10 protein-coding genes are annotated in these 17,709 nt (G+C 44.2%); 2 read left to right on the top strand and 8 right to left on the bottom strand.

The window, feature by feature from the left end; translation table 11 throughout:
• Positions 1 to 192 precede the first annotated feature (192 nt).
• Positions 193 to 786 (bottom strand): hemerythrin domain-containing protein, encoded by a 594-nt coding sequence (locus tag GYK50_RS01945; RefSeq protein ID WP_212564153.1) that lies wholly within the window; start codon positions 784 to 786, stop codon positions 193 to 195.
• A 394-nt stretch (positions 787 to 1,180) separates the two neighbouring features.
• Here GYK50_RS01945 and GYK50_RS01940 point away from each other — a divergent pair, with 394 nt between their 5' ends.
• Both GYK50_RS01940 and GYK50_RS01935 read left to right on the top strand, forming a co-directional pair.
• Positions 1,181 to 2,020: a Cof-type HAD-IIB family hydrolase gene (locus GYK50_RS01940; RefSeq protein ID WP_286708084.1), complete on the top strand. Its 840-nt coding sequence runs from the start codon at positions 1,181 to 1,183 to the stop codon at positions 2,018 to 2,020.
• A gap of 483 nt (positions 2,021 to 2,503) precedes the next feature.
• Complete coding sequence (locus GYK50_RS01935) at positions 2,504 to 3,631, top strand: ABC transporter substrate-binding protein (RefSeq protein ID WP_212564152.1); 1,128 nt, start codon at positions 2,504 to 2,506, stop codon at positions 3,629 to 3,631.
• Positions 3,632 to 3,712: 81 nt separating this feature from the next.
• On the opposite strand, the gene GYK50_RS01930 is transcribed toward GYK50_RS01935, so the two are convergent.
• The 7 genes from GYK50_RS01930 to GYK50_RS01900 form a co-directional block, all read right to left on the bottom strand.
• Entirely contained in the window at positions 3,713 to 4,924 is a 1,212-nt protein-coding gene (locus GYK50_RS01930) for an FUSC family protein (protein WP_186473585.1), read from the bottom strand.
• Between the two features lie 205 nt (positions 4,925 to 5,129).
• Positions 5,130 to 6,551, bottom strand: coding sequence for a glutamate synthase subunit beta (locus GYK50_RS01925; protein WP_186473583.1), 1,422 nt, complete (start codon positions 6,549 to 6,551; stop codon positions 5,130 to 5,132).
• A 232-nt stretch (positions 6,552 to 6,783) separates the two neighbouring features.
• The gene (gene gltB / locus GYK50_RS01920) at positions 6,784 to 11,247 is read right to left on the bottom strand and encodes a glutamate synthase large subunit (RefSeq protein WP_186473581.1); all 4,464 of its coding nucleotides are present in this window, start codon (positions 11,245 to 11,247) and stop codon (positions 6,784 to 6,786) included.
• 879 nt (positions 11,248 to 12,126) lie between these two features.
• On the bottom strand, positions 12,127 to 13,230 hold the full coding sequence (locus tag GYK50_RS01915) for a hypothetical protein (protein WP_212564151.1): 1,104 nt from the start codon (positions 13,228 to 13,230) through the stop codon (positions 12,127 to 12,129).
• Between the two features lie 135 nt (positions 13,231 to 13,365).
• Positions 13,366 to 14,475 (bottom strand): 3-dehydroquinate synthase, encoded by a 1,110-nt coding sequence (gene aroB, locus GYK50_RS01910; RefSeq protein ID WP_212564150.1) that lies wholly within the window; start codon positions 14,473 to 14,475, stop codon positions 13,366 to 13,368.
• 78 nt (positions 14,476 to 14,553) lie between these two features.
• Complete coding sequence (gene aroK, locus GYK50_RS01905; RefSeq protein WP_093071072.1) at positions 14,554 to 15,114, bottom strand: shikimate kinase AroK; 561 nt, start codon at positions 15,112 to 15,114, stop codon at positions 14,554 to 14,556.
• 205 nt (positions 15,115 to 15,319) lie between these two features.
• On the bottom strand, positions 15,320 to 17,689 hold the full coding sequence (locus tag GYK50_RS01900) for a type IV pilus secretin PilQ (RefSeq protein WP_212564149.1): 2,370 nt from the start codon (positions 17,687 to 17,689) through the stop codon (positions 15,320 to 15,322).
• Positions 17,690 to 17,709 lie beyond the last annotated feature (20 nt).

Raw genomic sequence — 17,709 nt, 5'->3', positions numbered from 1 at the left:
TACATCGTAGTACTATAGTCAATCAATACTAAAAGTGGTACAAGGCAGACGAGTGCAAGTACTACAGTAGTAGGCTAAACGAGTCTAACGCTGTAACACTTTAATAGTGGTTCGACTATACAGATTTTGATACATTCAGTGCGGTAGTCTTGTCTGATAAAAAATGAAGCTGAACTATTTTTCGCTATAACACTAATTCAGCCCCAAAATAGGAATCACCAAATCTTCTTCATCAGTGAGGTGTTGCGACAGTAACTCACTTGCATCCATTAAGCGCTGATGCAATTGCTCAACCAGCGCTTTATCTTCAGTATTGCTTGATGCTAGCCTGCTATTTAGCACTTGCAGCTCATTAAGCAGTGTATCCAAATGCACATGATCACGATCTAATATCTCAAACCCTGCTTTTAGTTGAGGGTACATGCGCATGAACTGTGGAAAGTAGCCTGTATCTTCAATATTATGGTGCTGATGTAATTTAAAAATATATTGATTAATCCGTGGTGAGATTTGTGAGCGGTATTCTAACCATTCAATATCACCTGAACGATAGGCATCACTGATTTGGATAAGAACGTGTTGGCGTTTACGTATGTCAGCGTGAATACTTAGCCAAAACGATGTCTTATAAACATAGTCGTTACTGAACCATTGATCTGGTGGCAGTTTGTCATACAAAAATAGCCATTCTGATTGTAATCGGCTCTCAGGGTGACGTGGCATAGACGCATCGAGCGTGTTATCTGCTATGGCATCATGATTTGATTTTGGGGTAGAAGCAGTCATAATCTTGTCCCTATAAATTATTTTGCTTATTCAATTTTCTCTATAAGTGCTTGAGTCGTTATCAATAAACCCTCTTTAAAGAACTTAGCTCAGAAAACGACATAGTAATTTATTAGATAAAATTCATTAGATGAACTAAAAAAATATTTAATTTAAGTGTAGTCTATATATAGTCTAAACATAGAAGATCAACGGTATCTTCGGTAATACGTTAGCAATTTTATGAATCATCAAAGTGAATAGCGTAAGACCCATGCGTTACACAACCTAGTCAAAACCATCCTCATTTTTGGCTAATGAGGCTGTAGGATAAGACGAATAATAAAGTCGCTCGGGCATTAGTAATCAGCTACTATTACCTTTAGTAGCAGCGCTTAAAATGTAAAGGATCATCATGTTTATCGAAGATAAAATTGCTCAAGAAAGTATGAATACCAAATTTTCTACACCTAAAATCATCTTTTTTGATATCGATGATACCCTGAGCCGTAGCGGTATCATCGCTGAACATAATAAAGCGACTCTTGAACAACTGGCAGACACTGATATCAAACTGGTGATTTCAACTGGGCGCTCCAAGGCCATATTGCCTGAGGATATCTTAGCATTGCTTGATGCAGATATATTGGATGCCATTATTTGTATGAATGGACAGTATAGCTTTGATAAAAAGGGCCGAATCAGCCACTATCCATTGTCAGATGAGCAAACAGATAAAATCGTGCGTCTTTGCCAGCAGAGCGACTTGATTCATAAGTTTGACTCTGCTACTCATATCGCATGGTCAGATGAAAACGACCGCTTGCGTGAATTCAATGCTATCACACCCAACTCTATTCTTGACCCTGAGTATTACAAGTCAAATATCGTCTATCAATGCTCAGTATTTTTTAATAATCAACAAGAAAAAATGCAAGATATCGACTTTGCGCAGTATGATTTAAAACTGGTGCATTGGCATCAAATCGGTGCAGATATATTGCCAATAGAGGCATCAAAAGCTCGCGGTATCAAAGATGTCTGCGAATACTATGCGGTAGATGTTAGCGAGTGTATGGCGTTTGGCGATGGTATGAATGACTTAGAAATGTTTGATTTGGTTGGGTTTGCCGTGGCGATGGGAGATGCTCAGCCCGCTCTGATAGAACGAGCAGATTTTGTCACAGGTACGATTGAAGAGTATGGTATCCAAGCCGTTCTTGAGCCGTTCTATACTGCCGCGTCCATCAAATAAATTCTTATTTGAGCATGTGTTACGTACCTATCAACATTCTGTCAAAGCGTCGTTGGACTACCATCAACAGTCATTGAATCTTCGGTGATAGCGGCGCTCAGTCATTGCGTCGCATCCTTTGCCATTCTGGTGTAGCTAATTATTATGTTAAGTTCCAAGTTCTTGGCGCTATTTGACGCTTGAACCTTCGCTTATCCTTATACTTGTAATAGCATAGGTCTATACGGCCATTACTTGTCTCACCCTTGGCAATACTCTAGAAAACCCACTCAGCATTGACTGTCTTTAAACCAATTTTCATTACTCATTTGATTCGTATTATTAGCGACCTTTATTAGCATAACTAAGCATCGTCTTGATAATAGCCCTTTAAATTGTCTAAAGTAATAACCATAATAGTTTTATTAGCGACATCAGGCATCGACTGCCTGATTATTTTTATCAACTTCTTGATTTGCATTATTTTTATCTAGGAGAAGTATTTTGACCCATTTATCATCGTCCCGTCCAGACAATCCAATTCGTATCGGACGTATAGTACCAAAGGCATTATTAGCGGCAGCTATTGGCTTGGCATTATCCAGCTGTAGCAATTCTGACAATGCGGCAGATGCTAGCGCTGCGGCGAGCACTGAGGCGCTCAATTTGTATAACTGGTCAGAATACATGCCACAAGAGATTTTGGATGGTTTTGAGGAAGAAACTGGCATCGCAGTCAATTATACGACGTTTGATTCAAACGAAGCGATGTACGCCAAACTTAAACTGCTCGATGATTCTAGCCAGTATGATTTGGCCATTCCATCGACTTATTATGTCGAAAAAATGGCCAAAGAAGGGCTACTGCAAGAGTTAGATAAGTCTAAATTAAGTAACTTTAAAAACCTCGATACGTCATTTACCAATACCAAAGTCGATCCTGACAATAAATACTCTATACCGTACATGTGGGGTAGCACCGGTCTTGCGATCAATGGCGATAGTGTCGATCCTGCAACTGTGAATAGCTGGAACGACCTATGGGATCCTAAGTACAAAGGTCAGGTGATGCTTACCAACGATGTGCGTGAAGTGTTCGGTATGGCGTTACTGACGCTAGGCTACTCGGGCAACAGTAGCAATCCTGATGAAATCAAAGCGGCTTACGACAAGCTTACAACGTTAATGCCAAACGTCAAAACGTTTAACTCTGATGCGACACGTATGCCGTACATCGAAGGTGAGACGTCTCTTGGCATGACGTGGAATGGCGAAGCGGTCATGGCGAATGACGAAGGTCTAACGAGCCTGGCTTATAAATATCCAACTGAAGGCGCTATCTTGTGGATGGACAACTTTGTCATTCCAAAAAATGCCAAACAGGTTGATGCAGCACATAAATTTATTGATTACTTATTGCGTCCTGAAAACGCCAAAATCGTGAGTGAAGAAATTGGTTATGCCTCACCAAACCAGGCAGCACGAGAGCTGATGGATGAAAGCGTTCGCAACAATCCGACGATTTACCCATCTAAAGACGTGTTAGCCAAAGCGGAATTCCAAGAAGATGTGGGCGATGAAGCACTACAAGTGTATCAACAATACTGGGATAAGCTAAAAACGGGGCGCTAATAGCCATGGTTTAATACCTTTAAAATAAAGTAAATCTTTAAGAAAAAACGCTGATCCTAAATGGTCAGCGTTTTTTGTGCGTTATAAATGCAAATCTGTCTCGCCGCCCTGCTCTTTCATCCGGCGCTGCTCACGGCGCTGATAACCCAGCCCAGATGCAGCAAACCAGTGTGGCTTAGAGGTTTGTAACAGATCACTCAATTGCTGCAACTGGGTTTGCAACGTCTGTGTTAACCAAAAATACCCCTGCCACTCAAATGCTAAGTGCTGCACACTTGGATATTCTGACACAGCAATACGAGTAATCGGGCGAAACACTTCATCGCTTGGACTTCGGAGTACCGCCGCCATATGCTGCATGGCTTGCGTTAATTCGTGCTGATAATGTATCAGTAACACGTGGTTTTCTTCATCAATTTCGATATTCGCCAAACGCGGAGCAGCGCTTAATAATAAATCAATCGTTCCGATAATATTACGATGGGTACGCTGAATGGTCTCTAGCGTCTCTTTTTCGATTCCTGACTCACTTGCTGTCGCGGCGATATGTGGACGCACAGCCAGCAGGCGTTTGTTGATTTGCTGTAGCGCTGTTACCAACTTCCTATCAACGGGTACTTCTTTAATAGGAAAGGCGATTGGGTTTGATTTTTGAGTAGCATTGTCCATTAACCCATCCGCTGCATCAATATGATGACCCACGCCAGCATAGAGACTGCTACAAGCGTCAAGATTACTACTCAATAAAAACCGCCACATCAACGTTGATTTGAGCGGTAAAATCAGCGTCACTGCTACCGAAACACCTGTACCCAGTAAGATATTTAGCGCGCGGTAGATGCCATCTTGACCGATGCTGTTGTGACCCAAGTCAGAGACAATCATCAACATAGTGATACCCGTTAGCAGCCCTGTATATCCGAGCTTTCTGACGGCTAAATAGCCAATGATGCCGCTTAATATACCGATAAGTGCATAATCGATCCATAGCCATGCACCTGCATTTTGAATGAACCACAGCACCCCAAGGGCCGTACCTATGCCTAATAGAGTACCCAAGACACGCTCTTTGGCTTTGGTATAGATAGCGCCTTGATACTGCAATAATCCCAAAATAATAAAAACCGTAATGGTGGTCCACTCACCATGCGGCAGGTTGGTGAGTTTATTGGCCAGTAACGCCAATATGACAGCCGTTCCTAAGCGAATGGCGTGCAAGACGTCGGCATGTTGATAGCGAACATAAGGCTCAGTAAATGGAGCAGTAATAAGCTGGTAAAGGGTTGATTTCACGCAAGGCTACTCTTTTTAGTGAATAAACGAGTTTTAGTGGATAAATGAGGTAAACGATAAAGCATATAGGGTACGCAAAAACATGCTAGCAGTCGAGCCTCGATTTACCAAGCATCACTCAAAAAAAACGCCTTTTGTCTGATAAAAGACAAAAGACGTTTACATCACAAACCACTAATAAATCGTGGAATCTAAATCGAGGTAATTATACTTCTAAAAAGTCTAGTATACCTTCTGCTGCTTCGCGGCCTTCCCAAATAGCCGTCACGACCAAATCAGAGCCACGTACCATATCACCACCTGCAAAAATTTTGGGATTCTGCGTTTGGAATTTAAAGGTTTGTTTTTCTGCAGCCAACACTCGACCAGAGCTGTCCATTGCCACTTGCTGCGACTCGAACCAATCAGCAGGACTTGGTCTAAAGCCAAATGCCATAATCACGGCATCACATGGGATAATCTCTTCAGAATTAGGAATCGGCTCAGGGCGCTGACGTCCGCGGTTATCTGGCGCACCCAGGTGCGTCGTGACTACTTTTACCCCATTGACCTTACCGTTTAAGCCAATGATTTCAGTAGGCTGGCGGTTGAATAAAAACTCAACCCCTTCCTCACGAGCATTGACTACTTCGCGGCGTGAGCCAGGCATATTTTCTTCATCACGGCGATAAGCACAGACGACTTTTTCAGCACCTTGACGAATACTGGTACGGTTACAGTCCATCGCTGTGTCACCACCTCCTAGTACGACAACTCTTTTGCCTTTAAGGTCGATGTACTCTTCGGCATCTTTTTCCCAGTCATTACAACGGTTGACGTTGGCAATCAGGTAATCTAATGCATCATAAACGCCATCTAGCTCTTCACCAGCAAACCCGCCACGCATATAGGTGTATGTACCCATGCCCATAAAGACCGCGTCATACTCAGCCAATAGCTCATCAATGGTGACGTCTGTACCGATCTCTGTCTCTAAGCGAAATTCCATACCCATGTCTTCAAAGATGACACGGCGGTTACGCATGACGTCTTTTTCCATTTTGAACTCAGGAATACCAAAAGTTAATAAGCCACCAATTTCAGGACGTTTGTCAAAGACGACAGGTTTGACACCATTTCTGACCAAGATATCTGCGCAACCAAGACCTGCTGGTCCTGCGCCAATGATAGCAACTTTTTTGTCTGTCCAAACAACTTCAGACATATCTGGGCGCCAGCCAAGTGCAAACGCGGTATCGTTGATATATTTCTCGACATTACCAATGGTCACTGCCCCAAAGCCATCGTTCAATGTACAAGCGCCTTCACACAAACGGTCTTGCGGGCAAACTCGTCCGCATACTTCAGGCAAGGTATTGGTGCGATGGCATAATTCAGCCGCTTGGAATATCTGTCCTTCTGTCGCCAACTTTAGCCAGTTAGGAATATAGTTGTGTACTGGGCATTTCCACTCGCAGTACGGGTTACCACACTCAAGACAACGATGCGCTTGCTGAGCAACAGCTTCGTTTTCAAAAGGTTTATAAATCTCAACAAACTCTGTTGAGCGCGTTGCAATGTCTTTTTTGGTTGGATCAAATCTCGGTACATCTAAAAACTGGAAGTTATTTTCTAAGCGTTTTGCCATGGTGCTATCTCTTTTATATAAGGCTCTTTTGCAGTGGGTGGCGACAGTCATGCGATGTGTTGTTTGTCTAAAATCAAAGACATATATCACTGCTGTCACGTACCTGCTGAAAACCTGTGAGTTAAAACGTCTCTAAAAACGGAACGCTGGCTACCCTAATTAAAGTCATTGTCGATTCCTCAATACGATCTCTTAAGACAATCGATTGACACGACCGACAATGACAAATCGGCTATTGTGGGTCGGCCATGGTAGTTTTAAGAAGACTTGCAATGTTCGCCGCTTTTGGCTTCACCAAATAGAATTTACGAACATAGTGCTCAAAGTCATCCAATATCGTCTGACCCCACGCACTGCCTGTTTTATCTACATGAGCTTCAATCACTTGTTGTAAGTGAATGCGATGCTCTTCTGTTTGCTCGCTTGAGATACGGTTGAGATCGATCAGTTCATGATTGCAACGATCAAAGAAGTCACCTTCCATGTCGAGTACATAAGCAAAACCACCCGTCATACCAGCGCCGAAGTTGAGCCCAGTACGACCAAGAATCGTGACGATACCGCCCGTCATATATTCACAGCAATGGTCACCTGTACCCTCAATGACTGCATGCGCACCAGAGTTACGGACGCCAAAACGCTCACCTGCGGTCCCAGCAGCATATAACTTACCGCCCGTTGCACCATATAGACAAGTATTACCGATGATGGCGGTTTCTTGTGCCGTAAAGTTTGAGTCTTTAGGTGGATAAATGACAATCTCACCGCCAGCCATGCCTTTACCCACATAGTCATTGGCATCGCCTTCAAGCTCGATATTTAAGCCGCCAGCATTCCACACGCCTAAACTTTGCCCTGCAGTACCTGTCAGGCGAAGCTTGATCGGCATATCGCTCATGCCAAGGTTGCCCCATACTTGTGCAATCTCACCAGAGATACGAGCACCAATAGAGCGGTCACAGTTGCCAACGAAATAGCTATAATCGCCGCCTGAGCCTTGGCGAATATTGACGAGCATATCGCGAATCATCTGCTCAGCGAGCAAGCCTTTATCAAACGGCTCGTTACGCTCCACCTGACACGTTTGGGCTTTGCCCACACTGGCTGGGTGACTAAATAGCAATGGCGTTAAATCAAGATGACGCTGCTTGTCCGTATTACCTTCTAAGATATCTAGCAAGTCAGTACGACCGACCAGCTCTTCCATGCTACGAACACCTAGCGCTGCTAACCATTCACGTGTTTCAGTCGCCACAAATTTAAAGAAATTAATCAGCATTTCTGCTTCACCAATGAAATGCTCATCACGCAGCTTGGCTTTTTGGGTAGCAACCCCTGTTGGACAGTTATTTAAATGACAGATACGAAGGTACTTACAACCAACCGCAATCATCGGCGTGGTACCAAAGCCAAAGCTTTCTGCACCAAGAATGGCAGCCTTGACGACATCCAATCCTGTTTTTAAACCACCATCGGTCTGAACACGTACCTTATCACGTAATCCATTCACTCGTAGAGACTGATGGGTTTCAGCCAAACCTAGCTCCCATGGCGAGCCTGCATGATGGATAGACGATAGCGGAGATGCTGCTGTACCACCATCATAACCTGAGATCGTAATCAAATCGGCATAGGCTTTTGCAACGCCTGTCGCGATCGTACCAACACCGGGACGCGACACCAATTTAACGGATACCAATGCGTCTGGATTGACTTGCTTCAAATCAAAAATCAGCTGCGCCAAATCTTCGATAGAGTAAATATCATGATGCGGCGGCGGTGAAATCAAGGTCACGCCTGGCACCGAATAACGCAAGCGCGCAATCAGCGCATTCACTTTACCACCAGGTAGCTGACCACCCTCGCCCGGTTTTGCGCCTTGAGCGACCTTGATCTGCATCACTTCTGCTGAGCGCAGATATGCAGGTGTCACGCCGAAACGACCAGAGGCCACTTGCTTGATCTTTGAGTTACGCAACGTGCCATAACGCGCAGGATCTTCACCGCCCTCACCAGAGTTTGAACGTCCACCGATAGTATTCATCGCCATTGCAATCGATTCATGTGCCTCAGGAGACAGCGCACCTAGTGACATGCCTGCTGAGTCAAAACGCGTCAAAATCTCAGAGATATCTTCAACATCATCGACATCGATACTGTTGTCAGTCTTTAGTTGCAATAAGTCACGTAAGGTCGCCACTGGGCGGCTATTGACTAGATTGGCATAATTCTGATAATTCTCATAATCGCCCGTACGTACTGCCGTATGCAGGCTGTTGATCACGTCAGGGTTAAAGGCATGGTACTCTTTATTGAAGACAAATTTGAGCAAACCGCCCTGATCTAGTGGCGCACGACGCTTAAATGCGTTGGCAGCCAGTTGCGCTTGGTCAGCGGCAAGATCTGCAAAGGTAGCGCCTTTGATACGGCTTTGTACGCCTTTAAAACATAGGCTCACGACCTCTTCAGACAGACCAACTGCTTCAAACAGCTGCGCACCGCGATACGACACAATGGTAGAGATACCCATTTTTGATAAGATTTTTAGCAAACCTTTATCCAAGCCTTTGCGGAAATTAACGCGGGCTTGAATTGGATCACCAAGCAACTCACCAGTCGCCACCAAGTCATCGATGACATCATAAGCCAAATATGGATACACACAAGTTGCACCAAACCCGATCAATACCGCCACCTGATGCGAGTCACGCGCCAGCCCCGTCTCGATGATGAGATTGGCATCGGTACGGATACCTTCTGCAATCAGGTAATGGTGCACGGCTCCTGTAACCATGATGGCATTGGCAGGTACTTTTTCTGCATCGATCTCTTTATCAGACAGTACGATCAAGGTATTGCCCGAACGGATGTTATCTGCCACTTCTTCGCAAATAGCAACGATAGCATCAGATAACTCTAAAGTACGGTCATAGTTCAGATCGACACGAGCCATCTTGAATGCTGGATCACCCAAGGTTTCAAGCTGCTGCATCTTGCTGGCTGACAAGACTGGTGATGATAAAATAATACGGTGAGCATCTCTTGCTGATGGCGCAAACACATTGGTTTCAGCGCCTAGGCAAGTTTGTAGTGACATCACGATTGATTCACGTAATGGATCAATTGGCGGGTTGGTCACCTGTGCGAACTGCTGCCGGAAAAAATCACCCACATGACGTATCTGCTGCGATAGTACAGCCATCGGCGTATCATCACCCATAGAGCCGACGGGCTCTTGGCCGTTTTCAGCATTAGGACGAATAATCTCTGTACGCTCTTCATTGGTGATGTGATACATCTTTTGTAAAGCTTTTAGCTTATCGCCACGGCACGCTTGCGCTGCTAAGGTTTCTTCTAAGCGCTCATCATCACGGACACGTGTCGCTTCTTCACGCAGCCACTTTCGATACGGATGCGCATTTTTCAGCAACGTTGCAACAGCAGTCGTATCCATCACTTGACCTGTCAACGTATCAATAACCAGCATTTGACCTGGGCCGACACGACCTTTTGCCAACACATCTTGTGGTGAGTAGTCCCAAACACCAACCTCTGATGCAACCGTGATATAACCGTTCTTGGTGGTCACCCAACGTGACGGACGCAGACCGTTTCTATCGAGCATACAGACAGCATAGCGTCCATCTTGGATCACAAGCCCTGCAGGACCATCCCACGCTTCCATATGCTGCGAGTAAAACTCATAAAACGCTCGCAAATCCATATCCATGCTATCGACGTTCTGCCACGCTGGTGGCACCAAAATCGACATCGCATGGAACAAATTCATACCACCAGACATTAGCACTTCAAGCATGTTATCTAGGCTTGATGAGTCAGAACCTGTACTGTTTACAAGCGGCGTCAATTCATTCAAGTTCGGCAGTTTGTCTGATTTGAGCTTTGGCGTGCGTGCTTTAGACCAGTTGCGGTTACCTGTAATGGTATTCAATTCACCATTATGAGCCAGATAACGGAACGGCTGTGCCAATGGCCAACGCGGCAAAGTATTGGTGGAGAAACGCTGATGGAAAACCACGATATGTGACGCCAAGCGCTCGTCTTGAAGATCCAAGAAAAATGCTGGCAGGTCTGATGGCATGACCAGACCTTTATAAATAATGGTCTGGCAGCTTAATGAACATACATAAAACAGCTCGTCATCTGTCAGGCGCTGCTCTGCTTTTTTGCGTGCAACAAACAGCTTACGGTTGAAATCTTCAGCAGCCAAGTCATCTGGCGCATTGACAAATACCTGCTTAAAATCTGGTAATGTCTCACGGCCGATCTCACCCACAATACTCAAATCAAGTGGCACATCACGCCAGCCAGCGACTTCTAATCCTTGAGCGGTAATCTCATCGCTCAATACTTGCTGGCTATGCTTGGCTTTACCATCATCCAAATTGACGAACACCATACCAACAGCAAAGTTGTCTGTGATTGCGAATTGCTGCTCATCAGCGATCTGTTTAAAGAAGTCGGTAGGCGTCGCTAATAGTAGACCGCAACCATCACCAGTTCTACCATCTGCCGCCACACCACCACGATGTGTCATGCAACTTAAACTATGAATGGCGGTTTTTACCAAATTATGGCTGGCTTCACCCTTAATATGAGCAATTAGACCAAAACCGCAATTATCAGAAAAATCATCTGGCGTGGCCAGGTGTGTTTGCGAGGAAATCATTGACATAGCTTGTCCTTTTAAGTAGACGGGCAACTTACATCTCCAATGCGGAGCATAAGCTGGTACCCGTAAGCAGAACGGGCTGATAGTGGATATTCGGATAGTTGAATTAGTAAATGGTGCGAGGCTCAATCAACATCATGCTATAAAAGCAAGTAACCCTTTGACCCTCTTGGTCATTAAGTAATGTCGTGACATATGCGTCATATATTAAAGACAGTGAATGGCAGCCCTTTGAAACAGAGTAATTTATACCCCCAAATGCCAATTGCCCAATCAGTAATACGTTATGTCGTTCGTTTAAGCATCGTGTGTTATGTCGTTATATCTAGCAATGAGAGCTGGACATCCAACCATTTAATAATCGTGCATGTGGTTCGTCTTGAATATCTGACGCTCTGTATTCAAGCGCCTTATTCACTCTAAAAAGAGTGACAATAAGAGAGGTTGCGTCACTTACAATGATCTTGATGTCGGTTATAAGTAGCCGCGCTTGAGACAACAAATTTCAGTAATAAACTCTATAAATGATAGATCTATCACTAAATGCTTGTTTAACAATAGTTTTTTACGATAACTATACAGAACGTCGCCCACAGTTATATTAGTTAATGATTCACAAAAAATCTAGTCTTTTCTATCGATTCATCAGCCATAATTTGTATATGGTCTCATTACTATTGGTTATAGGACGATTAAAAACCTATTAGAAATATAATATAAAGCGCCTATGTTAGGGTTACCTGAGGCAATGGATGATATCTGTCTACCTTGAATACTTTGCCCCAAAATAGCGACAGTAGCCACTAATATATTAAAAAAACGAAGTATAAAAAAACCCACTAACCAATTAGCTAGTGGGTTTTCAATAACAAAAAATGCGTATCAGTTGCTTTTGTCCTCTATTAACGACTTGATACTGTCACTATTATTTTTAGGCGCATTATTATTTTTAGGTGCATTTGCATTAATATTTGCCCCATTGTTGCTCGTATTGGGCGGTTTTGGCGCAGGTACAGCGGGTGGTTTTTTAGCGGTGCTATTATCTGCACCTGCTGTTGACGGCTTTTTATTTTCCTGCTTGGAGTTATTGGTATTACTTTGCGTTTGACTTGATGCCTCATCAGTTGACTGTGGCTCATTACCAACTGTGCGCTCTTCTGTGACAGATAATGTTTCAGAGGTATCTGCAGATTGACGGATGCTTTCTACTGGGGCGCTATCGTTAGAGGAACGTTGACTATCGCGACTCGTATTAGTGTTAGCGGCTTCTTGCTCATTAGCCGTATTGTTGACTGCTTGCGCTTGCTGACGTACTGGTATTTCACGCTTAGTCGGTTTTAGATTGACAGCGCGCGTGCGCTTCGTACTTAAGTCTTTTACTGGATCAGGACGCTCGTAGTTATCGATAATACTTACGTATCGATTGATCTCCTCCGGTAGTACACGTACATTGGCAGGCAGTTTAAAATCTGTGAGCTTTGCTGCCCCAACGGCCTCCTGTGGACTACTCATGATTCCGTAAGTCAGCATATAACGGACTTGATTTTCACTATCAAGATAGCGGAAATAAGCGAACTTATCACGATCTTCACGGCCTTCTAAATAACTGACAATCACGTCATTTTCAGCGACATTCATCACCTGCACGGTCCACTTACCCTTGTTGGCAAGTAGATAGCGCTTGTCTTTAAACTCGTCAGGATAATTACGCAAATCACGGACAGTCGTATCAAAACTAATCGGCTGTACATCGGTATCCAGCTCGTGAAGCGACTCGATTTTTAATGGTTGCTCAAACTCATCAGCCAACATTTGCGGTGCTGATACTGGTTCATTTTCAATTTTGGCACCCATCGCTGGCGTTTGGCTTAGCATCCAGACCAACGCTGTCACAACACCTAATAGTAACGTCGCGACCAGCCAGATCAGGGCTTGACGACTGTATGATTGGCCAGCGGTACGCGTCTTCGATTTTGATGCTGCCATAGGAATATCCTTGGTAAAAACATATTTAAGAGCATTACATCAATGCTCATTCAAATAGAAGTGCAGTGAGTGCAGCCTATGAATCTGCTGTACATATCAAGTTTTGGTACGAATACTCACTAAAATTTTGATACATTATGCGCTGTGTTGTGACAATACTTCGAGCAACAGATCGTTATCGAAGTCATTGGTCACTACTGCACTCCCTATTGATTTTAACAAAATCAGCCGGATTTGTCCGTGTTTCACTTTTTTATCGTGTCCCATCAAGTCCAGAGCAGTTTGTACATCAATGGCAGGCGGTTTGGTTGGCAGGTTACCTAGCATCAAAACACGCTCAATGCGCTCAACCTCATCAAGGGTCAACCAACCAATTTTTTGGGACAGTTCAGCTGCTTGCATCATGCCCGCCGCTACCGCCTCACCATGCAACCAATTGCCGTAACCTTGATGGGTCTCGATCACATGACCAAACGTATGCCCAAAGTTCAACAGGGCACGCACACCTGACTCTCTTTCATCTTGAGCGACCACATCTGCTTTGTATTGACAGCAGCGCTTCACGGCTTCGCCAAGTACTGCCAGATCCAACGCCATCATTGCAGTTAAATTCTCTTCAAGCCATGTCAGGAATGCTTCATCCATGATAAGCGCATACTTGATAATTTCAGCGACTCCTGCTGACAGCTCACGTGCAGGCAACGTTTTGAGCGTACTCATATCAGCCAGCACCATTTGTGGCTGCCAAAATGCCCCAATCATATTTTTACCTTGCGCATGATTGATGCCCGTTTTGCCGCCAACGCTAGAATCGACTTGCGATAATAAGGTCGTTGGAATTTGGATAAAGTTGACCCCGCGCATAAAACTTGCCGCAGCAAAACCTGTCATATCACCCACCACGCCGCCACCAAGCGCGATAAGCGTGACATCACGATTGAAATGCTCTGCCATTAGTGCATCATATATTTGGTCAATGCTTGTCTGGTTCTTATATTGCTCACCATCTGGTAACACGCAAACTTTTACCGTAAACTGCTCTGCTAGCTCGTCTTCTAAAGCTTGCAAATATAGAGGTGCCACGGTATCGTTAGTCACAATCAATACTTGGCAACCCTTAATATAAGGTGCGACTTGCTTTGCCATACTGCTGTCTTTTGACGTCGCATCTTCAGTAATAATGATTGGATAATCATGACTTTGCGTACGAACTGTTAAGCTATCATGAAACAGTGACGTTGCCATGAGACACTCCTTAAGCATTTATAATTGGGTAAAAGTAGCTGAGTATACCTACCTATCATATCAATAGATAATATCGGTCTACTCTTTATTGTCTTTTGGTGTTGTGTCAGTACAATCAAAAAATGCGTTCAGCTGCTGCATTAATTGGCTGACCATATGACGCGGATAAGTGTGACCAGTGGGCATAATAATATGCGCGACCTGACGATATAATGGATCGCGAATACTATATAGATCTTGCAGTATTTTTCTAGGATTAGGCTGTTGTAAAAGAGGCCGTGACTTGTCTTTAGAAGTGCGGGCCATTTGCACATCGACTGGGGCATTGAGATAAACCACGATGCCACGCTGTCTTAAGAACTCTCGGTTTTCAGCAGCCAATACTGCGCCACCGCCAGTTGCTAATACAATTTGGGGGGCTTGAGTCAGCTCATCAATGGCACGTGTTTCACGCTCACGAAAACCCGCTTCACCTTCTTTGGCGAATATCCAAGCAATGTCAGCACCGGTTTGCGATTCGATATACCAATCACTATCTACAAAAGTGCGACCTAACTGCTTGGCCAGTAACTTACCGATCGTCGTCTTCCCCGCTCCCATCGGACCCACTAAAAACACCGACGGCAATTCCTGCACCATAATACTCACTCAGCTAAATTAGCTATCATACAACGTCATTGATATTCTGGCTAGTAATGCGCTGTGATTATTGTTAGTAATATTTAGCGCTTATCGTCCATTAATCCATGCATATAGCTCGCAATATTAAAGATGCTAAGTTTATGCACAAAAAAAAGTAAGCACTAAGGTTTACTTTTTTAGTGAATAATAAACAAATTTATGATTAATTCAAGCGCGCTGTACCATCATTGATCAATTTTGGTGTGACAAATATCAACAGCTCTTCCTTATTGTTATTGCGCACATCTTTACGGAATGCACGGCCAATGTATGGTAAATCGCCTAAAAACGGCACTTTGTCCACATTGTTGTTAGTACGGTTTCTAAAGACCCCACCCAATACCACCGTTTGACCATCTTCAACGATCACATTGGTTGAGATAGAATCTTCATTGATAGCAACGATACCATTGGTAAATAATGGTGTACCATTGGTGATAAGTAACTGCAGACCAATTTTGCCATCAGGGGTAATATTTGGCGTCGCCTCTAAACTCAGTGCCGCTTCTCTAAAACTGGTTGTAGTTGCGCCGCTCGCTGAGGCTTCCTGATAAGGAATCTGGGTACCAGAAGAAACTTTTGCGGTTTGCTTGTCGGCCGTCAACACTTTCGGGGTTGAGATGACTTCACCGCGATTGTCCGCTTGCAATGCTGATAGTTCAAGATCAAGCATCACATCAGATAAACTTAATAGGCCAAAAGCGATACTACCGGCTGGATTATCCACCCCTAAATCAACGTTTAAGTTATCAGGACGGCTGATGTCATATGAAGGATAAGAAACCGTTTGTCCATTGACAGTCGTGGTTTCTACGTCAAACTCTTTTAAGTCCCACAAAGTTTGATCACTACCACCAACCAACAAGCTACGATTATTGGCTGCACCATTTGATAAGATTCCCCAGCGAACCCCAATCTCTTTACTAAAGCTGTCAGTGGCACTAACGATACGCGCTTCAATCATAACCTGACGCACAGGGATGTCAATCTTGCTAATTAAGGTACGAATATTTTCAATGCTATTTGCCACATCTTTGACAATCAAGGTATTGGTACGCTCATCAATTGTTACCGTACCACGATCCGACAACAACGTATTATTGTCATTTCCACGATTTGTAAGTCCGCTCGTGCCCCCTATACCGCTACTACCAGATGAACCACTTCCTTGAGAAATCAAAGTCAGGACATCTTGTGCTTTTGCATAGCTTAAACGAATATATTCAGTACGTAATGGCGCATAAGATTGAACAGCTTGCTGCGCTTCAAGCTCACGTGCTTCTTGTTCAGCGAGTTCAGTAGAAGGCGCAACCAAAATCACATTACCATTTTCGCGCTTGCCTAGATTTTTACTTTTTAGGATAATATCGAGTGCTTGATCCCAAGGCACGTTGATCAAACGCAAGGTGATGTTACCAGCGACTGAATCACTCGCAACGATATTCATCTCGGTAAACTGCGCTAAAATATCTAACACACTGCGAATTTCAACGTCTTGGAATTCCATGGACAGTGGCTCGCCGCTGTATACTCTCTCCTCAAGTGTCGGCTCACGTAGCAGCTCAGGCTTGCTAATACTAATATTTAACTGATTGCCCGATTGGTAAGCTTGATACTCGTAATCATCAAACATATTAATAGTGATGACACCATTTTGTCCTTGGTTTTTAGTATCGATGCTACTCACCAAACCACTATTAATATTTAATCGACGTAGCAAGTTTCTTGGGACCGTACTGCCTGTTAAACGTACGACAAGCTTATTACCTTGGCGTTGTACATCTACCGGAATGGCTTCGTTGGCAAGTACCATGCTGACGTTACCGCCACCATCATTACCTGCCGAAAAATTGACCGCGCTGAGACCATCATAGCTGTATTGCTTACTCACTTGTGCCGAAGCAAGTTGCGGGTTCAACAGTGGATTAACTCTGACTACCATCGTATCGGCTGGTACTTCGTTTTCTACCACGACGGTATTATTTGTACTGACAGCTGCAACGGGAACCGTGCTGGTCTCAACGATTGGCGTGACGACTGCAGTGGTGGTGATGCCGCTAGAGTTATTAAGGACATCTTGTACAGGGTCACTAGTAATCACTGGACGATCAGGATCTGTAATGGTCAGTAGTAGCTCGTTACCCTCAATCGCTGTTGTATAATTGCCTGATTGCTTGAGGCCAACGATAAGACGCGTCGTACTGTCGCTACTCAACGTGGTGACATCATTGACCATACCGATATTGTATTCGTTGAAACGACTGGCAAGACCGTTTTGTACTTGTTCAAAGTCTAATACCAAGCGGCTAGGATCATCAAGCTCGTAGGCTGCAGGCAATACTGGTAAACCTGTGAACCCCAAACGCATTTGTGTCACTGCTGGTGCAGTTTGCACTACAGACACATTATTGATGCGCTGTGCAGCGTGGGCGCTACTACTTACTGCCACCATGCTGACTGCCAGTGCTGAAATGGCAAAAGCAGAAGAAACGCGGTTGCTCATCATCATTACCTTGTTATTGCGTACTGTCATTATTTATTCCTCAAAAAATC

Origin of the sequence: Psychrobacter pacificensis, assembly GCF_018336615.1 — a bacterium.
Taxonomy (GTDB): domain Bacteria; phylum Pseudomonadota; class Gammaproteobacteria; order Pseudomonadales; family Moraxellaceae; genus Psychrobacter; species Psychrobacter pacificensis.
Note: the sequence above shows the minus strand (reverse complement) of the source record. Positions and strands in the feature narration are given on the sequence as shown.